The sequence below is a fragment of the Magnetospira sp. QH-2 genome (genome assembly GCF_000968135.1).
Taxonomy (GTDB): domain Bacteria; phylum Pseudomonadota; class Alphaproteobacteria; order Rhodospirillales; family Magnetospiraceae; genus Magnetospira.
Map to the genome: position 1 here is coordinate 1 of NZ_FO538765.1, position 17,775 is coordinate 17,775.

General features: G+C 58.3%; 19 protein-coding genes. 12 read left to right on the forward strand and 7 right to left on the reverse strand.

All coding sequences use genetic code 11. The features are described from left to right. Positions 1-148: 148 nt before the first annotated feature. From dnaA to gyrB, 4 genes are all read left to right on the forward strand, one after another. Positions 149-1,540, forward strand: a complete 1,392-nt coding sequence (dnaA, locus tag MGMAQ_RS00005) for a chromosomal replication initiator protein DnaA (protein WP_046019904.1) — start codon at positions 149-151, stop codon at positions 1,538-1,540. Between the two features lie 154 nt (positions 1,541-1,694). Next, positions 1,695-2,813 carry a DNA polymerase III subunit beta gene (gene dnaN, locus MGMAQ_RS00010; protein WP_046019905.1) on the forward strand — a complete coding sequence of 373 codons (1,119 nt, stop codon included), beginning with the start codon at positions 1,695-1,697 and terminating at the stop codon, positions 2,811-2,813. 55 nt (positions 2,814-2,868) lie between these two features. Beyond that, positions 2,869-4,056, forward strand: a complete 1,188-nt coding sequence (gene recF / locus MGMAQ_RS00015) for a DNA replication/repair protein RecF (RefSeq protein ID WP_046022781.1) — start codon at positions 2,869-2,871, stop codon at positions 4,054-4,056. A gap of 3 nt (positions 4,057-4,059) precedes the next feature. Then, positions 4,060-6,492 (forward strand): DNA topoisomerase (ATP-hydrolyzing) subunit B, encoded by a 2,433-nt coding sequence (gene gyrB, locus MGMAQ_RS00020; RefSeq protein ID WP_046019906.1) that lies wholly within the window; start codon positions 4,060-4,062, stop codon positions 6,490-6,492. Here the strand turns inward: gyrB and MGMAQ_RS00025 are convergent. Continuing rightward, complete coding sequence (locus tag MGMAQ_RS00025; RefSeq protein WP_046019907.1) at positions 6,476-7,648, reverse strand: MBL fold metallo-hydrolase; 1,173 nt, start codon at positions 7,646-7,648, stop codon at positions 6,476-6,478. The two genes, gyrB and MGMAQ_RS00025, sit on opposite strands and share 17 nt — an antisense overlap. Continuing rightward, positions 7,645-7,944, reverse strand: a complete 300-nt coding sequence (locus MGMAQ_RS00030; RefSeq protein WP_046019908.1) for a helix-turn-helix transcriptional regulator — start codon at positions 7,942-7,944, stop codon at positions 7,645-7,647. The genes MGMAQ_RS00025 and MGMAQ_RS00030 overlap by 4 nt, the downstream gene beginning before the upstream one ends. A gap of 148 nt (positions 7,945-8,092) precedes the next feature. Between MGMAQ_RS00030 and MGMAQ_RS00035 the strand changes: the two genes are divergently transcribed. The 3 genes from MGMAQ_RS00035 (at position 8,093) to MGMAQ_RS00045 (ending at position 10,691) form a co-directional block, all read left to right on the forward strand. Further along, on the forward strand, positions 8,093-8,491 hold the full coding sequence (locus tag MGMAQ_RS00035) for a pentapeptide repeat-containing protein (RefSeq protein ID WP_052715988.1): 399 nt from the start codon (positions 8,093-8,095) through the stop codon (positions 8,489-8,491). A 56-nt stretch (positions 8,492-8,547) separates the two neighbouring features. Next, positions 8,548-8,784, forward strand: coding sequence for a hypothetical protein (locus MGMAQ_RS00040; protein ID WP_046019909.1), 237 nt, complete (start codon positions 8,548-8,550; stop codon positions 8,782-8,784). A gap of 473 nt (positions 8,785-9,257) precedes the next feature. After that, complete coding sequence (locus tag MGMAQ_RS00045; RefSeq protein WP_046019910.1) at positions 9,258-10,691, forward strand: hypothetical protein; 1,434 nt, start codon at positions 9,258-9,260, stop codon at positions 10,689-10,691. Here MGMAQ_RS00045 and MGMAQ_RS00050 read toward each other — a convergent pair. Further along, positions 10,683-11,405 (reverse strand): tetratricopeptide repeat protein, encoded by a 723-nt coding sequence (locus MGMAQ_RS00050; protein WP_046019911.1) that lies wholly within the window; start codon positions 11,403-11,405, stop codon positions 10,683-10,685. The two genes, MGMAQ_RS00045 and MGMAQ_RS00050, sit on opposite strands and share 9 nt — an antisense overlap. Positions 11,406-11,698: 293 nt before the next feature. On the opposite strand from MGMAQ_RS00050, the gene MGMAQ_RS00060 reads away from it, so the two are divergent. Continuing rightward, on the forward strand, positions 11,699-12,427 hold the full coding sequence (locus MGMAQ_RS00060; protein WP_046019913.1) for a hypothetical protein: 729 nt from the start codon (positions 11,699-11,701) through the stop codon (positions 12,425-12,427). A gap of 22 nt (positions 12,428-12,449) precedes the next feature. Here MGMAQ_RS00060 and MGMAQ_RS19090 read toward each other — a convergent pair whose 3' ends face one another. Both MGMAQ_RS19090 and MGMAQ_RS00070 read right to left on the reverse strand, forming a co-directional pair. Continuing rightward, positions 12,450-13,079, reverse strand: a complete 630-nt coding sequence (locus MGMAQ_RS19090) for a tetratricopeptide repeat protein (RefSeq protein ID WP_052715990.1) — start codon at positions 13,077-13,079, stop codon at positions 12,450-12,452. Positions 13,080-13,139: 60 nt separating this feature from the next. After that, positions 13,140-13,445: a hypothetical protein gene (locus MGMAQ_RS00070; RefSeq protein ID WP_046019914.1), complete on the reverse strand. Its 306-nt coding sequence runs from the start codon at positions 13,443-13,445 to the stop codon at positions 13,140-13,142. 145 nt (positions 13,446-13,590) lie between these two features. Between MGMAQ_RS00070 and MGMAQ_RS20550 the strand changes: the two genes are divergently transcribed. Further along, positions 13,591-14,445, forward strand: a complete 855-nt coding sequence (locus MGMAQ_RS20550; protein WP_148560765.1) for a hypothetical protein — start codon at positions 13,591-13,593, stop codon at positions 14,443-14,445. A 174-nt stretch (positions 14,446-14,619) separates the two neighbouring features. Then, positions 14,620-14,880 carry a hypothetical protein gene (locus MGMAQ_RS00085; protein ID WP_046019917.1) on the forward strand — a complete coding sequence of 87 codons (261 nt, stop codon included), beginning with the start codon at positions 14,620-14,622 and terminating at the stop codon, positions 14,878-14,880. Here the strand turns inward: MGMAQ_RS00085 and MGMAQ_RS20135 are convergent. Further along, a protein-coding gene (locus tag MGMAQ_RS20135; RefSeq protein ID WP_148560766.1) for an IS5 family transposase occupies positions 14,864-15,624 on the reverse strand; the annotation gives its coding sequence in 2 pieces (ribosomal slippage) (positions 14,864-15,301 and positions 15,304-15,624; 759 coding nt in all). The genes MGMAQ_RS00085 and MGMAQ_RS20135 overlap by 17 nt on opposite strands. Positions 15,625-15,661: 37 nt before the next feature. Between MGMAQ_RS20135 and MGMAQ_RS00100 the strand changes: the two genes are divergently transcribed. Continuing rightward, positions 15,662-15,982 (forward strand): hypothetical protein, encoded by a 321-nt coding sequence (locus tag MGMAQ_RS00100; protein WP_046019919.1) that lies wholly within the window; start codon positions 15,662-15,664, stop codon positions 15,980-15,982. A 19-nt stretch (positions 15,983-16,001) separates the two neighbouring features. Here the strand turns inward: MGMAQ_RS00100 and MGMAQ_RS00105 are convergent, their stop codons facing one another. Then, positions 16,002-17,063: a tetratricopeptide repeat protein gene (locus MGMAQ_RS00105; protein ID WP_158498732.1), complete on the reverse strand. Its 1,062-nt coding sequence runs from the start codon at positions 17,061-17,063 to the stop codon at positions 16,002-16,004. 177 nt (positions 17,064-17,240) lie between these two features. Between MGMAQ_RS00105 and MGMAQ_RS00110 the strand changes: the two genes are divergently transcribed. Next, a complete protein-coding gene (locus tag MGMAQ_RS00110; protein WP_046019921.1) occupies positions 17,241-17,771 on the forward strand; it encodes a hypothetical protein in 531 nt (176 codons plus the stop codon). The last annotated feature ends 4 nt before the right edge of the window (positions 17,772-17,775 follow it).

Sequence of the window (17,775 nt, forward strand, 5' to 3'; positions counted from 1 at the left end):
CGGACATCAATGAAAGCTTGTGCCATACACAGGCCGGGGTCCGAGACGGAATACAGGCCGGACTATCATGGTAGGACATGATCCCAAGGGGACCCGTAATGGGACCCGCCGGGGACCGAAGGCGCAGCGGTGAAGGGCGATTTTGACGATGAATGCTGACGGTAGCCATTTGGAAGGCCAATGGACGCGGGTCTGTACGCGCATGCGCGGCGAGATCGGTGAGGCGGCCTTTCGCAGTTGGCTGAAGCCCATGGCGGTACATGGTGCCGAATCGGGCATGGTGCGCCTGGCGGCCCCGACCCGATTCATGCGCGACTGGGTGCTGGATCACTATGCCGATCGCCTGCGGGCCTTCTGGGGCGACGAGAATCCAGAGATTCGCACCATTGACGTGGTGGTACAGCAAAGCCGTACGCCGTCGGTGCTCAAGGAATCCAGCGTGCCCGAATCGCCTGCCGCCGGTCGGGCCGAGGCCGGCGCGGCGCGGGCGTTGAATCAGATGCAGGCCGATGACGGCATTTCCGTGCCCTTGGACCCGCGTTTCACCTTCGACCGATTCGTCATCGGCAAGCCCAATGAGTTTGCCTATGCCGCTGCCCAACGGGTGGCCGAGACCAAGAATGTGGCCTTCAACCCGCTGTTTCTCTATGGCGGGGTCGGGCTGGGCAAGACTCACCTGATGCATGCCATCGCCGCCCATATCCGCGACAACGATCCCAATCGCCGGGTGGTCTATCTGTCGGCGGAAAAATTCATGTACCGCTTCATCCGCGCCCTGCGCGAACAGCGGGCGGTGGACTTCAAGGAGCATTTCCGCTCGGTCGATGTGCTGATGATCGATGACGTGCAGTTCATCGGCGGCAAGGAATCGACCCAGGAAGAGTTTTTCCACACCTTCAATGCCCTGGTGGATCAAGGGCGGCAGATCGTGGTCTCCGCCGACAAATCCCCGTCGGACCTGGAGGGCATGGAAGAACGCCTGAAATCGCGCCTGGGGTGCGGTCTGGTGGCCGATATCCATGCCACCACCTACGAGCTGCGTCTGGGCATCCTCGAATCCAAGGCCGAGCACCTGGGCATTCAGGTGCCGCAAAAGGTCTCCGAATTTCTGGCCCACAAGATCACCTCCAATGTCCGCGAGCTCGAAGGGGCACTCAATCGGGTCATTGCCCACTCTCAGCTGGTGGGTCGCGACATTTCGGTGGAAAGCACCCAAGAGGTGTTGCACGACCTGCTGCGGGCCAACAACCGCCGCATTACCATCGAAGAGATCCAGAAAAAGGTCGCCGAGCATTTCAATATCAAGATGGCCGATATGCATTCCGCCCGTCGGGCCCGGGCCGTGGCCCGCCCGCGGCAGGTGGCCATGTATTTGTCCAAGCAACTGACCAGCCGGTCACTGCCCGAAATCGGCCGTAAATTCGGCGGTCGCGACCATACGACGGTGATGCACGCGGTGCGCAAGGTGGATGAGTTATGCGACGGTGATGCCGGTTTCGCCGAGGACGTGGAACTGCTGCGTCGGATGCTGGGTGGCTGATCCCGGAATCTCGCCGAGTCGCCGACGTTTTTGCTTCGGAATTCAGAGCCTTTCCCCCTATAATGGGCCCCCTTTGCCGGTGCGCCGTTCAGGCTGTTGGTGAAGAGGGGTTATCGTCCATTTCTTCAGTTCATAGTCGGATCTTCTGATACCCATGAAAATCACTCTGGAACGCGCGGACCTGCTGAAGGTCTTGAGCCATGTGCAGAGCGTCGTGGAACGCCGCACCACCATTCCCATCCTGTCAAATGTCAAGATAGAGGCCGGAGATGGTCGCCTGGGCCTGAACGCCACCGACATGGATCTGGACATGGTGGAGAGCCTGGAAACCGACGTGGAGGCACCCGGTGCCACCACCGCGCCGGCCCATACGCTGCACGATATCGTCCGCAAGCTGCCCGATGGGGCCCAAGTCTCGCTGGAGACCTCCGGCGACGATTCCGAGCTGACCCTGAAAGCCGGTCGCTCGCGCTTTACCCTGGCCTGCCTGCCGACGACGGATTTCCCATTGATGGCCAGCGGCGATCTGCCCCATACCTTCGCCCTGTCGGCGGGGGAACTGCGCGGACTGATCGACCGGACCCGCTTTGCCATCTCCACCGAGGAAACCCGCTACTACCTCAACGGCATCTATTTGCATGCGGCCCAGCGCGACGGCGTGGATGTGTTGCGTGCCGTGGCCACCGACGGTCATCGCCTAGCCTCGGTCGAGGTGCCGCTGCCGCCCGGGGCCGCGGGCATGCCGGGCGTCATCGTGCCGCGCAAGACCGTCACCGAATTGCGCAAGCTGATCGACGAGACCGGCGACGATGTTTCGATCTCCCTGTCCGAGACCAAAATCCGCTTTGCCTTCGATTCGGCGGTGCTAACCTCGAAACTGATCGACGGCACCTTCCCCGACTATGAACGGGTGATTCCGCAGGCCAACGACAAGCTGGTGGACGTGGATCGTCGTTTGTTGGCCGAGGCGGTGGATCGCGTATCGGCCATTTCGGCGGAGAAATCGCGGGCCATCAAACTGGGCATCGTCGATAGCACGCTGACCCTGGCGGCCTCCAGCCCCGATGCCGGTTCGGCGACGGAGGAAGTGGAAATCGCCTATGGCGGTGACTCGGTGGAGATCGGCTTCAACTCCCGGTATCTGCTCGATATTTTGCAACAGGTCGAGGGCGATTCCGCTCAGATGGCTTTGTCCGATGCGGCTTCGCCGACCATTCTGCGCGATGCCGGGGACGCCAGCGCCATTTATGTGCTGATGCCGATGCGCGTATGAGGCCGATGCGCCCATGACCATTCGTATGGCGGCCGAACCCAGGGAGCGGGACCCCATGTCCGACGCCAAACCCCGGTCGATTCCGGATCCGGGCGAGGGCCGGAACAGGTTGGCAGTGGAACGCCTGACCTTGTCGGATTTCCGCTGCTATGCCTTTCAGCGCTTCGAGACCGGCGGCGACCCGGTTGTGCTCACCGGACCCAATGGCGCGGGCAAGACCAATGTATTGGAGGCCCTGTCCTTTCTGGTGCCGGGGCGAGGCTTGCGCCGGGTGCCGTTGAACGAGCCCAGCCGCGTGGGTGGCAAGGGCAACTGGGCGGTGGCGGCGCATCTGCAAACCCCGGTGGGCGGGGTGGATGTGGGTACCGGCCTGGAAACAAGCACCGAGGGCCGCGAGAAGCGCCTGGTCCGTATCGATGGCGAACCAGCACGCAATCAATCGGCTCTGGCCGAAGTGGTCAATGCCGTGTGGCTGACGCCGCAGATGGATCGGCTGTTCCAGGATGGCCCCGGCGCCCGGCGCCGGTTTCTCGATCGTTTGGTCTTTGGTTTCGATCCGGCCCATTCGGGGCGTCTGACCGGCTATGACCATGCTCTGCGCGAGCGCGGCAAACTGTTGCGCGATTCCCTGGACTCGGGGCGGCGTCCGGACGAGGCCTGGCTGGCGGGGCTGGAAGAGACGATGGCGGCGCGGGCCGTGGCCATCGTGGCGGCGCGCAAGGACATGGTCGAGCGATTGAACGATGCTTGTGCCTTGGCCAGCGGACCATTCCCCCGCGCCGGGTTGAGCCTGAATGGGACGCTGGAAGACTGGCTGGGCAATGCGCCGGCCTTGGACGTGGAAGAGCGATTGCGTCAGACCCTGGTCGGTTCACGCCCCACCGACGGGGAACGCGGCGGCGCCCCGGTGGGGCCCCATCGCTCGGACTTGGAGGTCCGCCACGGGATCAAGGATCTGCCTGCCCACCTCTGTTCGACGGGCGAGCAAAAGGCGTTGCTGATCGCCATTATCCTGGCCGATGCCCGCATGCGGGCCTTCGAGAGGGATGCGGCGCCGCTGGTCCTGCTGGACGAAGTGGGCGCGCATTTGGACGAAGAGCGGCGCGAGGCGCTGTTCGAAGAACTGTTCGGTCTTGGGGCTCAGGCCTGGATGACCGGCACCGATCCGGCCCTGTTCGCGCCCTTGCGCGGTCGGGCGCGGTTTTTTCATGTGGAAGACGGGGTTGCGGCCCCAAAGGATTGAGAGATGAGCGAGACCACCGATACCCCCGAAAACGCCGACGACTATGGCGCCGGATCCATCAAGGTCCTCAAGGGCCTGGAGGCGGTGCGCAAGCGTCCGGGCATGTATATCGGCGACACCGATGACGGCACCGGCCTGCATCACATGGTCTACGAGGTGGTGGACAACGCCATCGACGAAGCCCTGGCCGGTCATTGCGACACGGTGACCGTGACTCTCAACGCCGACGGCTCGGTGACGGTGACCGACAACGGTCGCGGCGTGCCGGTGGATATCCACGAGGAAGAAGGCGTTTCGGCGGCCGAGGTCATCATGACCCAGCTGCACGCGGGCGGGAAATTCGATTCCAATTCCTACAAGGTCTCCGGCGGCCTGCACGGGGTCGGCGTCTCGGTGGTCAATGCCCTGAGCGAAACCCTGGAACTGCGGGTATTCCGCGGCAATCAGGAATACTGGATGCGGTTCCGGCATGGCGATGCGGAAGCACCGCTGAAGATCTTGGGCCCCGCCAATGGCCAGACCGGCACCCATGTGACCTTCCTGCCCTCCAAGGAAACCTTCACCCAGACCGAATTCGACTTTGCCACTTTGGAACACCGATTGCGCGAACTGGCCTTTCTCAATTCCGGCGTACGGCTGTCTCTGACCGACGACCGTCATGTGGAGCCCAAGGCGGTGGATCTGCATTACGAAGGTGGGCTGGTGGAGTTTGTCCGCTATCTGGACCGATCCAAGAACGCCCTGATCCCGGAGACCGTCTCGTCCATGGGCGAAAAGGACGGGGTGACCGTGGAAATCGCGCTGCAATGGAACGACAGCTACCACGAGACCATGCTCTGCTTCACCAATAACATTCCGCAGCGTGATGGCGGCACCCATTTGGCCGGTTTCCGCGGCGCCCTGACCCGCACCATCAACAGCTACGCGACCAAATCGGGGATCACCAAAAAGGAAAAGGTCGGCATCACCGGCGACGATGCCCGCGAAGGCATGACCTGTGTGCTTTCGGTAAAGGTGCCGGACCCGAAATTCTCTTCGCAGACCAAGGACAAGCTGGTGTCGTCGGAAGTGCGCCCGATCGTCGAGAGCGTCGCCGGGGACCGCCTGGAACAATGGTTCGAGGAGCACCCCAACGAGGCCAAGCGGGTCATCGGCAAGATCGTCGAGGCCGCCGCCGCCCGCGAGGCGGCGCGCAAGGCCCGCGAACTGACCCGCCGTAAGGGGGCGTTGGATATCTCCACCCTGCCCGGCAAGCTGGCCGATTGTCAGGAGCGCGACCCGAAGCTCAGCGAACTGTTCATCGTCGAGGGTGATTCGGCCGGCGGGTCGGCCAAACAGGGTCGCGATCGACGGGCCCAGGCCATCCTGCCCCTGCGCGGCAAGATCCTCAACGTGGAGCGGGCCCGCTTCGACAAGATGCTCGGCTCGGCGGAAATCGGCACCTTGATCGCCGCCCTGGGCACCGGCATCGGACGCGAAGATTTCAACATCGAGAAATGCCGCTATCACAAGATCATCATCATGACCGATGCGGACGTGGACGGTTCGCATATCCGCACCCTTTTGCTCACCTTCCTTTATCGTCAGATGCCCGAAGTGATCGAGAAGGGCTATCTCTATATCGCTCAGCCACCCCTTTATCGGGCCAAGCGCGGATCGTCGGAGGTCTACCTCAAGGACGACGCGGCGATGGAGGAATACCTGATGAATACCGCCATTTCCGAAGGCGCTGTGCTGACCCTGGCCGATGGCCAACAGGTGGCGGGCGACGACCTGAAGGTCCTGGTGGAATCGGCCCGGGGCATGAAGAGCCTGCTCAACGGGCTGACCAACAAGGTGCCCCTGGCGGTGGTCGAGCAAGCCGCGATTGAGGGTATTCTGACCGAAGACCTGCTCACCGATCCATCCCGTGCCGCCACGGCCGCGACAGCGGTGGCCGCGCGTCTGGAATTCTTCGCCAGCGAGGCGGAAAAAGGCTGGCAGGGCTCGGCGGATAGTGCCGCTGTTCAGCTTTTGCGTACCCTGCGCGGGGTCACCGAGGTGCATCGTCTGGACAAGGCGATCTTGCATAGTGCCGAGGCCCGGCACCTGAACGAGGCGGCGGATGCCCTGCGTCAGACCTATGGCGCGGCGGCCAAGCTAATGATCAAGGAGCGGGAGCTGCCGGTCAATGGCCCGGTAGACCTGTTCGACGGCATCATGGAGGCCGGGCGCAAGGGCATTTCGGTGCAGCGCTACAAGGGTCTGGGCGAGATGAATCCGGAACAGCTTTGGGAAACCACGCTCGATCCCAATGTACGCTCCTTGTTGCAGGTGCGGGTCAGCCACGCCGACGAGGCCGAGGAGGTGTTCTCCACCCTCATGGGCGACGTGGTCGAGCCGCGCCGGGAATTCATTCAGTCCAATGCGTTGAAAGTGGTCAATTTGGACGTGTGACCGGGTTGAGGCCGCTGGAGATCAGCGGTGCCTGATCCGCTGTCTGCCAGGGGACCGGGGGCCACCAGCGGGTGACCGCGGGAGGCTGGGCGGGCTCGATGCTTTCTCCCGGTCGTGGAACCGCCACAGGCACCCCCGCCTGATCCGCCGCCGCCAGCAGGCGCTCCACCGGTTCCGTCCAGGCGTGAAGCGCCAGGTCAAAGGTTCCCCAGTGCACCGGGATGAACAGGCCGCTCCCCAAGGCACGACGGGCCTCGATGGCCTGTTCCGGGCCGATATGAACATCCGGCCATAGGGCATTGTAGGCCCCGATCTCCATGAGAACCGCATCAAATGGCCCCAGCCGCTTGCCGATCTCGCCAAAGGTCGGGAACATGCCCGTATCGCCGCTGTAGTAGATCCGATGCTTCGGCCCCGCAATGACCCAGCCGGACCACAGGGTTTTGTCCCTGTCCGCCATGATCAGCGAGCGACCGGAAAAGTGACGGGCCGGGGTGGCGGTAAAGGAAAGATCGCCCAGGGAAAATGTCTCCCACCAGTCCCGTTCGATGATCCGCTGCGGCGCCACGCCCCAGGTTCGCAAATGGCCGCCGACACCCAGGGGGACAATGTAGAGCGGGACCCGATCTCCGAGCGCCTGAACGGCCTCTTGGTCCAAGTGGTCGTAATGGTCGTGGGAAATGACCACGGCATCGATCTCGGGCAGGTCCGCCAGTGAAAGCGGGGGGCGGTGAAACCGCTTGGGTCCCATCCAGCGGAGCGGGGAGGCGCGCGTGCTCCATACCGGGTCGACCAGGATGCGGCGGTTTTCCATTTCCACCAGCAGGGTCGAATGACCGAGCCAGGTGATCCGCAGCCCGGTTTGGGGTGGCAGGGCGAAGTCGCTGGCCACACGATCCATCACCGGCAGGGGATCCCGGGGAACGGTATTTTCCGCTCCCCGCATCCATTTGAAGAGCATCTCCAAGAAGCTGGACTCGATGACCGGTCGTTCGTTGACGAATTTGCCGTCCCGCCACTGGGGCGAGGTGGTGATCGCCCCTTGCCCTTGCGCCTGGTCACTCGTGGACCCTTCGGCGCCCAGCCCCAGGGCCAATCCGCTTCCGGCCAAGCCGACCAGGCCCAGCACCGCCGCGAGTTTGGTCTTCCGCTTCATCGGGATCCCTCGATTCCAGCCAACAGGCCTTGCACTTCCGCCAAGGTTTCCTTGTTGATCCGCGCGACGAGATATTTGCCGCGCTTCTCGGTCACAATCAGGTCGGCGTTGGACAGTTCCTTGAGGTGATGGGAGATCGTCGGCGCGCTGAGCCGGAGCATGCTGACGATCTCGCTCACATTGCAGGGCGGCCGCTCAAAATCCGATTCTTCCTGTTTGGCGATTTCCAGATACAGCGCCAGGCGGTTCTCGTTGGATAGGGCCTTCATGATCTTGGCCAAGCGCTTGGCGTCCATGACCGCTTCTTCCTCGATATTTCGATGATTGTCTAATTGTAAAACTATCGAATCAAGTTTGTCAAAGATAATGGTCCGTCGGTGGCCAATTGATTCGGATCCTAGCCCTGTGCCACACTAACGAAGTACGCCAACCCAAGGAGCCCCCATGAAAGCCGAAAAGCTCAATCAGGTTCTCGCCGAGCATCAGCAATGGGGCGCCGATGTGGCCTCCGGGCATCGGGCGATCCTGGTCAATGCGGAGCTGGAAGGGGTCGACCTGCGGGGGGTGAACCTGTCCGATGCGGACCTGCGCGGCTCCAACCTGACCAATGCGGATCTGGCCCGGGCCAATCTTTCGGGCGCCAATCTGTCTTTTTGCAATCTGCGCAATGCCAATCTGCGCGAGGCCAATCTGTCCTATGCCGATCTCACCGAGGCCGACCTGCGCGGCGCCGATCTGAGCAACGTGGATTTCACCGGCATCGAGGTCTGGCGCTGCAATTTCAAGGGCGCGCGCATCCATCCGGAGATGCTGCATTGGATCATCGGCTGTCGCCTGCCATAACATCTAAATTCGTGGTAGAATGGACGACTCGTTCCTTCAATCGAGAGGGTCGTCCCATGCTGACATCCCCCCAGGTTCCCCAGGCCTTTATGCTGGGCTCCGCCGCCGTCAATCTGTCGGTGATCGCCGGTCTGACCGCCACTATGGCCACGCTACGCATCCTGGATGAACAAACTCGGCTGTTCCTCAGCCCGGCCAAGAAACGCCGCACCCATGCGGAGCGTCCTGAAGGCGCCGAGCTGACCGACCACTATGGTCACCGTCACGGCGACGTGGATGTGGAGCATATCTGAGCGGGCGTCCTTCGAGGGCTCCTGATTCGGTCTGGGCTGATGATCGGCTGAATGGGTGACTTTCCGGTCGAGGTCGCCGCCACCCCAACTATTATTCACGGCTCGGACCGCTTCTCCGAAAGGCGGTTCAGACTGCTGACACAGTGTTGTCCGACGGCCCGCGTCACCCTTCGTCCCTCGACAAGCTCGGGATGAGGAAGCTCAGGGTGAGGCTAACAAGTTGAAAATTCGAAGGCCCTCATGCTGAGCCTGTCGAAGCATGTGTCGCCACAGGCTCGAAATCGGACTTTTTCAGCAACCTGGATTTTTTTTCTATTTGAATTCAGCGTATTGCGCAGATCCGCGCCGAATGGTGATCAACAAAAATAGGCCTGTAAACGCACAACATTGTTTTTTTTCCTTGATTTCAGAATGAATGCGCCTTATGTTCTTTTTCTGTTTGTGATTATCCATCTATTTCAGGAGTCAGGACCATGCCTTCCGCTTTCCCTCTTAGCCGCCGGGCGCGTGCCTTCGCCGCCTTCGCCAATCCAGCCGATTACGATTGGGATTGGAGGAAACCCGTATCCAATGATGTGGCGGAAGGGGTGCTGTCCCGACCCATTGAAACCTGGACCACCTCGGACATGGCCCGGGTCATGGGCGCGGACTGCTATCACGAATCCTTTCACCGCAATCACAAACAGGCCACCGAGAAGGTCTATGACTGGTTCAAGTGGGCCTTTCCCGAAGACCCGGCGGAACGGGACCAGGTCAAGACTCATTGGTCTGCCAATCCGCTGTTGGAGGCCGAGGACCGCCGGGAGTTGGATGCCACCCTGGCCGCCCGCCATGCGGCGCGGGCCCTAACGGGCATGGGCCGCTACGGCGACACCATCCTGGCCCACCTGACTCCCGAGGAAGCGCGCTTCCTGCACGAGGTTACCGACGGCGGGTCGATCAATCCAAAGACCGGGCTGCTGGAGTTCTGGCAGCAATCCGATAGCTGGTCCGACAGCGGCGGCTGGAACAACACCGGTGTTGGAAGCTGGCATGATGACACCAACCCCGGTGGCCAGAATGACGGAGACTACAATGGCTCCGCCGTCGAGAGCGACAATGGGGGGCAGGAGAAGAGCGAAGGCGGCAAACCTGCTCGAGATGGTGGGGGCCGTCCCGCTGTTTTGACCGATCAAACCAATCCCAAGGTATCAGCGCCCGTGACGGGAGCCCCGAAAAAAGACCCCGCCGCCGAATTCGCTGATGCCGAGCGCCGCCACCAACGGGCCCTTGCCGCCTGGCAGGCGGAGGAAGAGACAAAACAGAAGCAACGCGAAGAGGCGGAACGCCAGGCCAAAGCCAAGCAGCGGCAGGAGGCCTACGACAAACAGCAGCGAGAAGAAGAGGCCGCTGCCGCGCGGGCCAGGGCCTCGGCCCTGGCCAAGGACTACAAGGTCGCCGAGGACCGGGTCCTGGCGGCGGGTAAACCAGGGCTCAATGCCCTGGAATCCCTGGCCGGACTGCGCGCCGCCAGGACTCCCACGGACCGCAACAAGGCGCGCTCGGCTTCCTTGCAATCCATCCAGTCCCTCTCCCGGACCCATCCAGACCTAGCCCGCGATCTCCACGGCAAGGTGGTCGACAATCTAACTAATCCCACATGGGACATGTCGTTGATGTCGGATGAGGAGCTGATCGAGAGATATAAAGCTTCTGCGAACCCAGCAAACACAGCTATTCCCGCAGCGTTAACCGGTACTTTTTTGGCCTCCAGGCAGGCGCCCCTGCCCCCACAAGCCAAACTGGCCATTGAGGCTGCAGCATTGTCTGCCGATGCGTATGGCCTCTACAAAGCACACGAAGCGGGAGCTCTCGAGAAAGAATTGGACCAACGCGGAATCAAGGTGAAGGATATGCAGCTAAAATAACGCTGAGCACCCCCCAAAATGCCCAAGAAGCACCATCCCCTCGCGAGTGACGAACGGTATGAATGGCAGTCTTACAACGCGAACGGGCTCTTGTTTTTGCGGTTTCCAGGTGTGATGTTGCTCCTGTACCTTAAGGACATCACTTTCAGTGAGGAACCAATCATCGAAAGCCTTTCCGTTGGCGAGTGATTCTTGTGCTGTCGGATCACCCCTTTGGGCAGCTTCCAGGATCCAGTGCAATCGCTGCTTTGCAGACCAGGCCAAGCCGCTGTTCGCACCTCCAGGGCCCCCAAGTTCGTTCGCCAGGCTCACTTGAGCACGGGCGTAGCCCATTCTGGCGGCCTGATCAGACCACTCGACCGATAGGCAATCGTCATGCTCGACGCCAAAGCCTGCCGAATATAGAAAAGAGGTTCGATACTGCGCATCCAGGTGCCCATTCCAAGCCGCACTATGTAGGAATGGAAAGGCCTTCTCATAGTCTTGCCTCTTAAACAATGCCATGCCCTTATCGTAGAGATTCTCGATCTCTGAGTCTGGCAACGTGGCGACGATACCTGCCGGCAACTGGTTGTCTGGAGCTATTATTCCGAAATCGATCAGAGCCGTATATCCGGCGGCCATAAAATTGGTGGCTAAAAACAATTGCGCGATTCGGATCGACCAATCCTGATAGGTGCGCGGTCTCACCATCAATCTGGACAAGAAATGCATGATGTTCCAAGCCAATAGTTACTCTTAGATAAAATATATCATGAAATACAATCATTGAAAGGCCTGGTGATGGATTGCTGCATCGTAGGGACGGTAGTGCATAACCCAGCCCTGATATTCATTTCCCACCAATCTGGAACAACACCGGTGTTGGAAGCTGGCATGATGACACCAACCCCGGTGGCCAGAATGACGGAGACTACAATGGCTCCGCCGTCGAGAGCGACAATGGGGTTCAGGAGAAGAGCGAAGGCGGCAAACCTGCTCAAGATGGTGGGGGCCGTCCCGCTGTTTTGACCGATCAAACCAATCCCAAGGTATCTGCGCCCGTGACGGGAGCCCCGAAAAAAGACCCCGCCGCCGAATTCGCAGATGCCGAGCGCCGCCACCAACGGGCCCTTGCCGCCTGGCAGGCGGAGGAAGAGACAAAACAGAAGCAACGCGAAGAGGCGGAACGCCAGGCCAAAGCCAAGCAGCGGCAGGAGGCCTACGACAAACAGCAGCGAGAAGAAGAGGCCGCTGCCGCGCGGGCCAGGGCCTCGGCCCTGGCCAAGGACTACAAGGTTGCCGAGGACCGGGTCCTGGCGGCGGGTAAACCAGGGCTCAATGCCCTGGAATCCCTGGCCGGACTGCGCGCCGCCAGGACTCCCACGGACCGCAACAAGGCGCGCTCGGCTTCCTTGCAATCCATCCAGTCCCTCTCCCGGACCCATCCAGACCTAGCCCGCGATCTCCACGGAAAGGTGGTCGACAATCTCACCAATCCCACATGGGACATGTCGGTGATGTCGGATGAGGAGCTAGAGTCCAGAATAAAAGCCAACCAAGATCACAGGCCGTCAACCATCGGTGCAGCTTCTGAGCTTGCAGCATTCTCGATGGGTATGGCGAAAACGACTCCCGTTGTGCGCGACGTCCTGGCCGTAATCGGCGCCGCCTTTGCCTTGACCGGTCTCTATAAAGACTATGCCGAGACACCTGCGTTGAAGAATGAAATAAAACAAAGGAATCGGAATGAATGACTTTAAGCCGTACTGCAAATTATCAACACGTACCTACAAATCCATATAATGATGCAGGGCGCGTAATATAGGGTATAAAAGGTATATCTATAATTTGCGCTGGGGTATGTTCTTCAGCTCGCCAGGTTTCATGCGTTTTTCGCGCAGTGAAAGCATCCTTCGCCGACAGGAAAGCATCGTCATAGGCGTCGCCATTTTCGAGAGCCTCGACTGCGGGTGGATATCTGTTTCGAGCTGCTTCGAGGATCCACAATAGCCGAGTAATGGAATCACTGATAACCGAGCGGTTGGCAAGGTAGATCAAGCCCATTTCGTATTGCGCCGGTGGAAAGCCGCCTCTTGCGGAGTGGTCGAACCATTCCGTTGCCAGACAGCGGTCTCTCGAAACGCCCCATCCGTATTGGTACATTTCTGCCACATTGAATTGGGCTTTGGCATGTCCATTTTCTGCCGCTTGTAGCAGCAGAACAAAGGCCTCTTCCCGTTTTCCCTCATCATACAGCTGTGTGCCGTTCCGGTAGAGCGTTTCGATCCGATCATCGGAAATTTGGGCCTTGAAAACAGTGGGCAATTCATTATCGGGTTCAAGGACGCCATACTCGATCAGAACAGACCGACCGGCAAAGGCTAGGTTGATGGCAAGTATAGCCATAGTGATAGGTCGACCATATTTGCGAAGAAATGATCGAGTCCGTTCCCCAACAGCCATTATCTACACCTTAAAATACACCTTTAAATTGATGGTATCGGCTACCACCTCGCAGATCAATAATTTGATTGCGATCTCCAATTTCGCAATCTGGCCAAGGCTCAGGCCTCCTCCCTGGCCAAGGACTACAAAGTCGCCGAGGACCGGGTCCTGGCGGCAGGCAAACCGGGACTCGATGCCTTGGAATTTCTGCAGGTTACGGTAATAGGTTACGGTGACAGCCGGTTGCGGGTCTGGACGGGGGCCACCAAGCCCCCGCCTTGCCAGGCCTAAATGCATCCAGTCCAACAACATATTTTGCACCACCATACGAAAATCCAGACGGATGGAAGGTAACTATTGATACCCCACCGCAATCCGCATACCATGGTAACGAGAGCCCCGCATTCATTAATGCCGAAGTCCCGGCTGGTACTGCGGAATGGCGAGAATCCCGCAATCGTTGAAAAGGTAGATGGCAGCGATCAATAGACATCAATTAACCAGGATCGCACTCCCAGGGGCGATCCTGGTTCTAGCCCTTGTTATTGCAGGCTATTGGCAACGTTTCGAATGCAAGCAGGCATTCGAATCTTGGAAGCCAAGTGTGAGCGGAGAGGTATCCGAAGCACTCCTGCTCCAATCCGTCACTTTTGAACCACGGTACAGCCGACAGAAATGCGGCGCGGTACTGCAAGTGGTATGGAAACAGGAAGAGCGCAACCCAGTCCAATTTTACTCTATTTTCCATGATGAATTGAATAATTTCATAAATACCCGTGAACCAAGATCTACTGGATATTTGACATCATTTCCTGATGGAAGGAGTAATTTAATACATATTGTTTTAATGAATGACTGCCAAAGAAAAAAAGAAATATTAGAAGGTTTTGCATTATATATTAACAATAAATTCGATTGTAATTTTAGTATATCATTGTTTTCTAACTCATTGCCGTCAGATTCACTGGCATACTTTCGAGGCTTTTGGACGGATGATCCCGATTATGACCCTCAAGCCATCGCCTTGTATAAGAGAGCAATGATGGGAGATCTGGAAGCAATCATTGATGTAGCAGTAAAACTGGGTAGCCGAGATTCCTCAGAATACGAATATATTAATGGGAGAGCTTGGCTGAGCATCGCGAAAGACGAGCTGGAGAGAACAGGGAAACGAAACCTGGAAATTGAAGACCTATATGAAAAAATATTACTTGAGCCCCCACTTCGCGGTGGTGTCGATTTTACCAACAATTTTATAAATAAATACAAAGAAAAAATTGAACTTATAATAGAAATACGTTCCCGAGCAGAAACAGGGTTACGGTAACAGTCCACAAAATTAATCGAAGCACGTCCGCATCCTCGCCAAGCCTCTGCATCTCTGGATCGCCATCCCGGTCTCGATGATGAGGGCGGCAGTAACGACAATGGCGCCCCGCAAGGTGGGGGCGGAAGTCCGGCTATTTCGATTCTGGAAACCAATCCCAAGGCGCCGGGCCTTGTGACCCAAGCTCCACCAAAGAACCCCGCCGCCGAGTTCGCCGATGCCGAGCGCCGCCACCAACGGGCCCTGGCCGCCTGGCAGGCGGAGGAAGAGACAAAACAGAAGCAACGCGAAGAGGCGGAACGCCAGGCCAAAGCCAAGCAGAAAATATCCAAAGAGAGAGAAATAGATGATAAGAAGTTTAATATTAATAATTATAAGAGTGTCGTCAAAGGGCTTCAGGTAGAACTAGGCTCAGGACTCATAACCAGAAGATGACGGTTGCGGCGATGCAGATTGCGCTCATGAAGGTATGGGCGCAACGGTCGTAGCGGGTGGCGATACGCCGCCAGTCCTTGAGCCGACCGAACATGCGCTCGATCAAGTTTCGCTGCTTGTAGAGGGCTTTATCGTAAAGGATTTCCTCTTTGCGGTTCGAGCGACCTGGAATGCAGGGCTCGATGCCGAGATCAAGCAGGGCCTGGCGGAAACGGTCGCTGTCGTATCCCCTGTCGGCGATCAGGTCGTCGGCATCAGGGAATGCAGGGAGCATGGTGTCGGCGCCGCGATAGTCGCTGACTTGTCCTTCGGTCAGCAGCAGGATCAGGGGCTTTCCATCGGCATCGCAGGCGGCATGCAGTTTCGAATTCAGGCCGCCCTTGGTGCGCCCGATACGGCGGGGAACAGCCCCTTTTTGAGCAGGCTCGCCGCCGTCCTGTGGGCCTTGAGATGGGTGGCGTCGATCATCACCGTATGGGTGGCCGTGCTTTCGGCGGCCAGGGTGGCGAAGATCCGGTCGAACACTCCGGCCTCGCTCCAACGGACGAAGCGGTTGTACAGGGTCTTGTGCGGTCCATAGGCGACGGGCGCGTCACGCCACATCAAGCCGTGGCGAAGAACATGGATGATGCCGCTGATCACCCGCCGGTCATCGACGCGCGGGACGCCTCTTGTTTTGTTCGGCAGCAACGGTTGAAGGCGTTCGAATTGTTTGTCGGACAACCAGAAATGATGGCTCTGCATCGGCTTTCCCCTCCCTAAAATTCCAGGGAAGGGAATCATGTCCACCGACTATTGGGAATCCCTTTTATGGGTCCTGAGCCTAGGAAAACTTGAAGACCAATACAATAAGGCAAAATTTGCATATGGACAGGCCCAGTATGGCGTTGCCACTTCATCCCATCCGAGCGGTCTATCAAAGATTGTAAGTCGTGGCTTTGGGGCATTGAGTATCGTGAGTAATGTTGGAAACGCTTTGGAAAAAGCAGGTGAGATTGCAGGAATCAGGGACAAGATAAATATAACAAAAAATATTCTAGAAAGATACGATGGTCTTGTAAAAGCTGAAGAGGATAAATTAAAAAACATGGAATTAGAGTAATGATAAGTAGAAAAATTTATTAAAATGGCACTACTGTATCATGATTTTCTATCATCAACTGAATGTGGTGGTGGTCCTCTACGGTCATATCGTCCATTTCCAATAATTTTTCACGGAGTATCATCAAGTTTACAGAAATATCCTGACCATAAACCTCTGCGCGCGACAACCAGATGTAAGCCTTTTTCAGGTCCTTCCCGACGGCCTTTCCATTCAAGTACCGCAGCCCGAGGTCCCGTGCCGCGGCTCCATATCCTTTGGAGGCCGCATCCCAAAGATAGATAAGCCCGGACCGGGGGCTCGTGGGCCCATGGATGCCGTCCAGGTACCAGGTACCAATCATGTACGAGGCTTCCACATGGCCCTTCGCCATGCTCCGCATCATCCAATGGCGACCGATCATCTCATTTTTGGGAATATCCTGGCCCGAAAGGACCTCCAGGGAAGCCGCAAACAACTGCTCCGCCGTTCCATCATTGATCTCGATTGCCTCTATGAGTTGCTCTTGGAAAAGGCGAGGAATGGTTTCCCCGGGAAGCATCAAGGCAAGGATCGTCGTTTCACGGTCGCTTGGTTCCAGAACCACGAGTTTGACGGCAGCTTCTCGAAAATAGGAGCGCGGCGACCGAAAGGCTCTCCGTTGATCGGCATCTAGGCCCTCGGTAATGATACCCATGCGCAGCGCGGCAGCGGGATTGCTGATAGACCGAGCCTGATCGTAAGCCTGCAGAGCCATTCCCTTGTTCACAGGCATACAGATTCCAAATTCATACACAAGTCCGGTGGCATAGGCCGGCAGGCCATCCGTTTCATTGCTCGAATCGAGTACCAATTTTGGAAAGGAGCCGCAGTCCTTAAGGCCAAAAAATTGGAACACATCCCGCTTGACGGCGGTTCTGGTATCTTCGGGTCGGACCGTATCGGCATGGGCCGACCAGGAATAGAAAGCGGCCAGTGTATAGGGTGGCGCCAGTGCCAAAAAAAAACCAAGCGATAGTATCTTGTATACACGCATGACTGAATGGTCCCATACCGCCCCCTTATATTCAAGTCCAGAGCGGCGCTCGATCTTCGCCATCATGGGCACCATCGCACTTATACCCTATCCCGTACTTTTCCCTCAAGCAGGCCTGGGGATCCGCTCGGCAAGGGGCTCACCGACCGGACCCCAGCGCCCAGGACCCCAGCGCCCAGCCCCCCTTCCATGTCCGACCCGCCCCTGCGCGACCCGACAGCCGAGGAAGTGGGTCGGGAGATCATGAATACGCTGTTGGGGCAGGGTAAATTCGGTCCCGGTGGTTCTCCGAGCCGCCCCATGGATGGACCCACGACAACCGGCCAGCCGGGGAATGCGGGCCCTAAATCCGTATTGAAAGATCAAATCGCATACAAAAGAACGGTGATCGAGAACCTGATCAACACCAGCGTGGAACTGTCAAAGACCATTGGTCAGAAAATGGGGCGCGTGAACCAAATCGATGCGGAGCGAGTGGATAGAACAATCGAGTTCGCAAGGGACGTGGGGTTGAATGCCATTCCCTTGGTTGGAAAGGTTGTATCCACGGCTCGCAAAACCGGATCATTGGGGAAAAGCTTGAAAAGCCTGGATGCCCACGACGTACCCACGGTTATCCCGGATATACGCGCTTCGGATGTGATTGAAGAGAGGGGTCGGATTTATGAGGAGGCTCATAAGGCTGCACGACGCGCGGCACGCATGCGGCAAGAAATTGCTCGAGAGCAGCAAGAACTGAATGACCTTCTTGATCAACTCGAGCAATTGGATTAATCAG

What these genes read in the sequence shown, in the direction of transcription:
- dnaA (WP_046019904.1), top strand. Translation starts at nt 149, where the DNA reads ATGAATGCTGACGGTAGCCATTTGGAAGGCCAATGGACGCGGGTCTGT.
- dnaN (WP_046019905.1), top strand. Translation starts at nt 1,695, where the DNA reads ATGAAAATCACTCTGGAACGCGCGGACCTGCTGAAGGTCTTGAGCCAT.
- recF (WP_046022781.1), top strand. Translation starts at nt 2,869, where the DNA reads ATGTCCGACGCCAAACCCCGGTCGATTCCGGATCCGGGCGAGGGCCGG.
- gyrB (WP_046019906.1), top strand. Translation starts at nt 4,060, where the DNA reads ATGAGCGAGACCACCGATACCCCCGAAAACGCCGACGACTATGGCGCC.
- MGMAQ_RS00025 (WP_046019907.1), bottom strand. Translation starts at nt 7,648, where the DNA reads ATGAAGCGGAAGACCAAACTCGCGGCGGTGCTGGGCCTGGTCGGCTTG.
- MGMAQ_RS00030 (WP_046019908.1), bottom strand. Translation starts at nt 7,944, where the DNA reads ATGGACGCCAAGCGCTTGGCCAAGATCATGAAGGCCCTATCCAACGAG.
- MGMAQ_RS00035 (WP_052715988.1), top strand. Translation starts at nt 8,093, where the DNA reads ATGAAAGCCGAAAAGCTCAATCAGGTTCTCGCCGAGCATCAGCAATGG.
- MGMAQ_RS00040 (WP_046019909.1), top strand. Translation starts at nt 8,548, where the DNA reads ATGCTGACATCCCCCCAGGTTCCCCAGGCCTTTATGCTGGGCTCCGCC.
- MGMAQ_RS00045 (WP_046019910.1), top strand. Translation starts at nt 9,258, where the DNA reads ATGCCTTCCGCTTTCCCTCTTAGCCGCCGGGCGCGTGCCTTCGCCGCC.
- MGMAQ_RS00050 (WP_046019911.1), bottom strand. Translation starts at nt 11,405, where the DNA reads ATGCATTTCTTGTCCAGATTGATGGTGAGACCGCGCACCTATCAGGAT.
- MGMAQ_RS19090 (WP_052715990.1), bottom strand. Translation starts at nt 13,079, where the DNA reads ATGGCTATACTTGCCATCAACCTAGCCTTTGCCGGTCGGTCTGTTCTG.
- MGMAQ_RS00070 (WP_046019914.1), bottom strand. Translation starts at nt 13,445, where the DNA reads ATGGTGGTGCAAAATATGTTGTTGGACTGGATGCATTTAGGCCTGGCA.
- MGMAQ_RS20550 (WP_148560765.1), top strand. Translation starts at nt 13,591, where the DNA reads ATGGCAGCGATCAATAGACATCAATTAACCAGGATCGCACTCCCAGGG.
- MGMAQ_RS00100 (WP_046019919.1), top strand. Translation starts at nt 15,662, where the DNA reads ATGTCCACCGACTATTGGGAATCCCTTTTATGGGTCCTGAGCCTAGGA.
- MGMAQ_RS00105 (WP_158498732.1), bottom strand. Translation starts at nt 17,063, where the DNA reads ATGATGGCGAAGATCGAGCGCCGCTCTGGACTTGAATATAAGGGGGCG.
- MGMAQ_RS00110 (WP_046019921.1), top strand. Translation starts at nt 17,241, where the DNA reads ATGAATACGCTGTTGGGGCAGGGTAAATTCGGTCCCGGTGGTTCTCCG.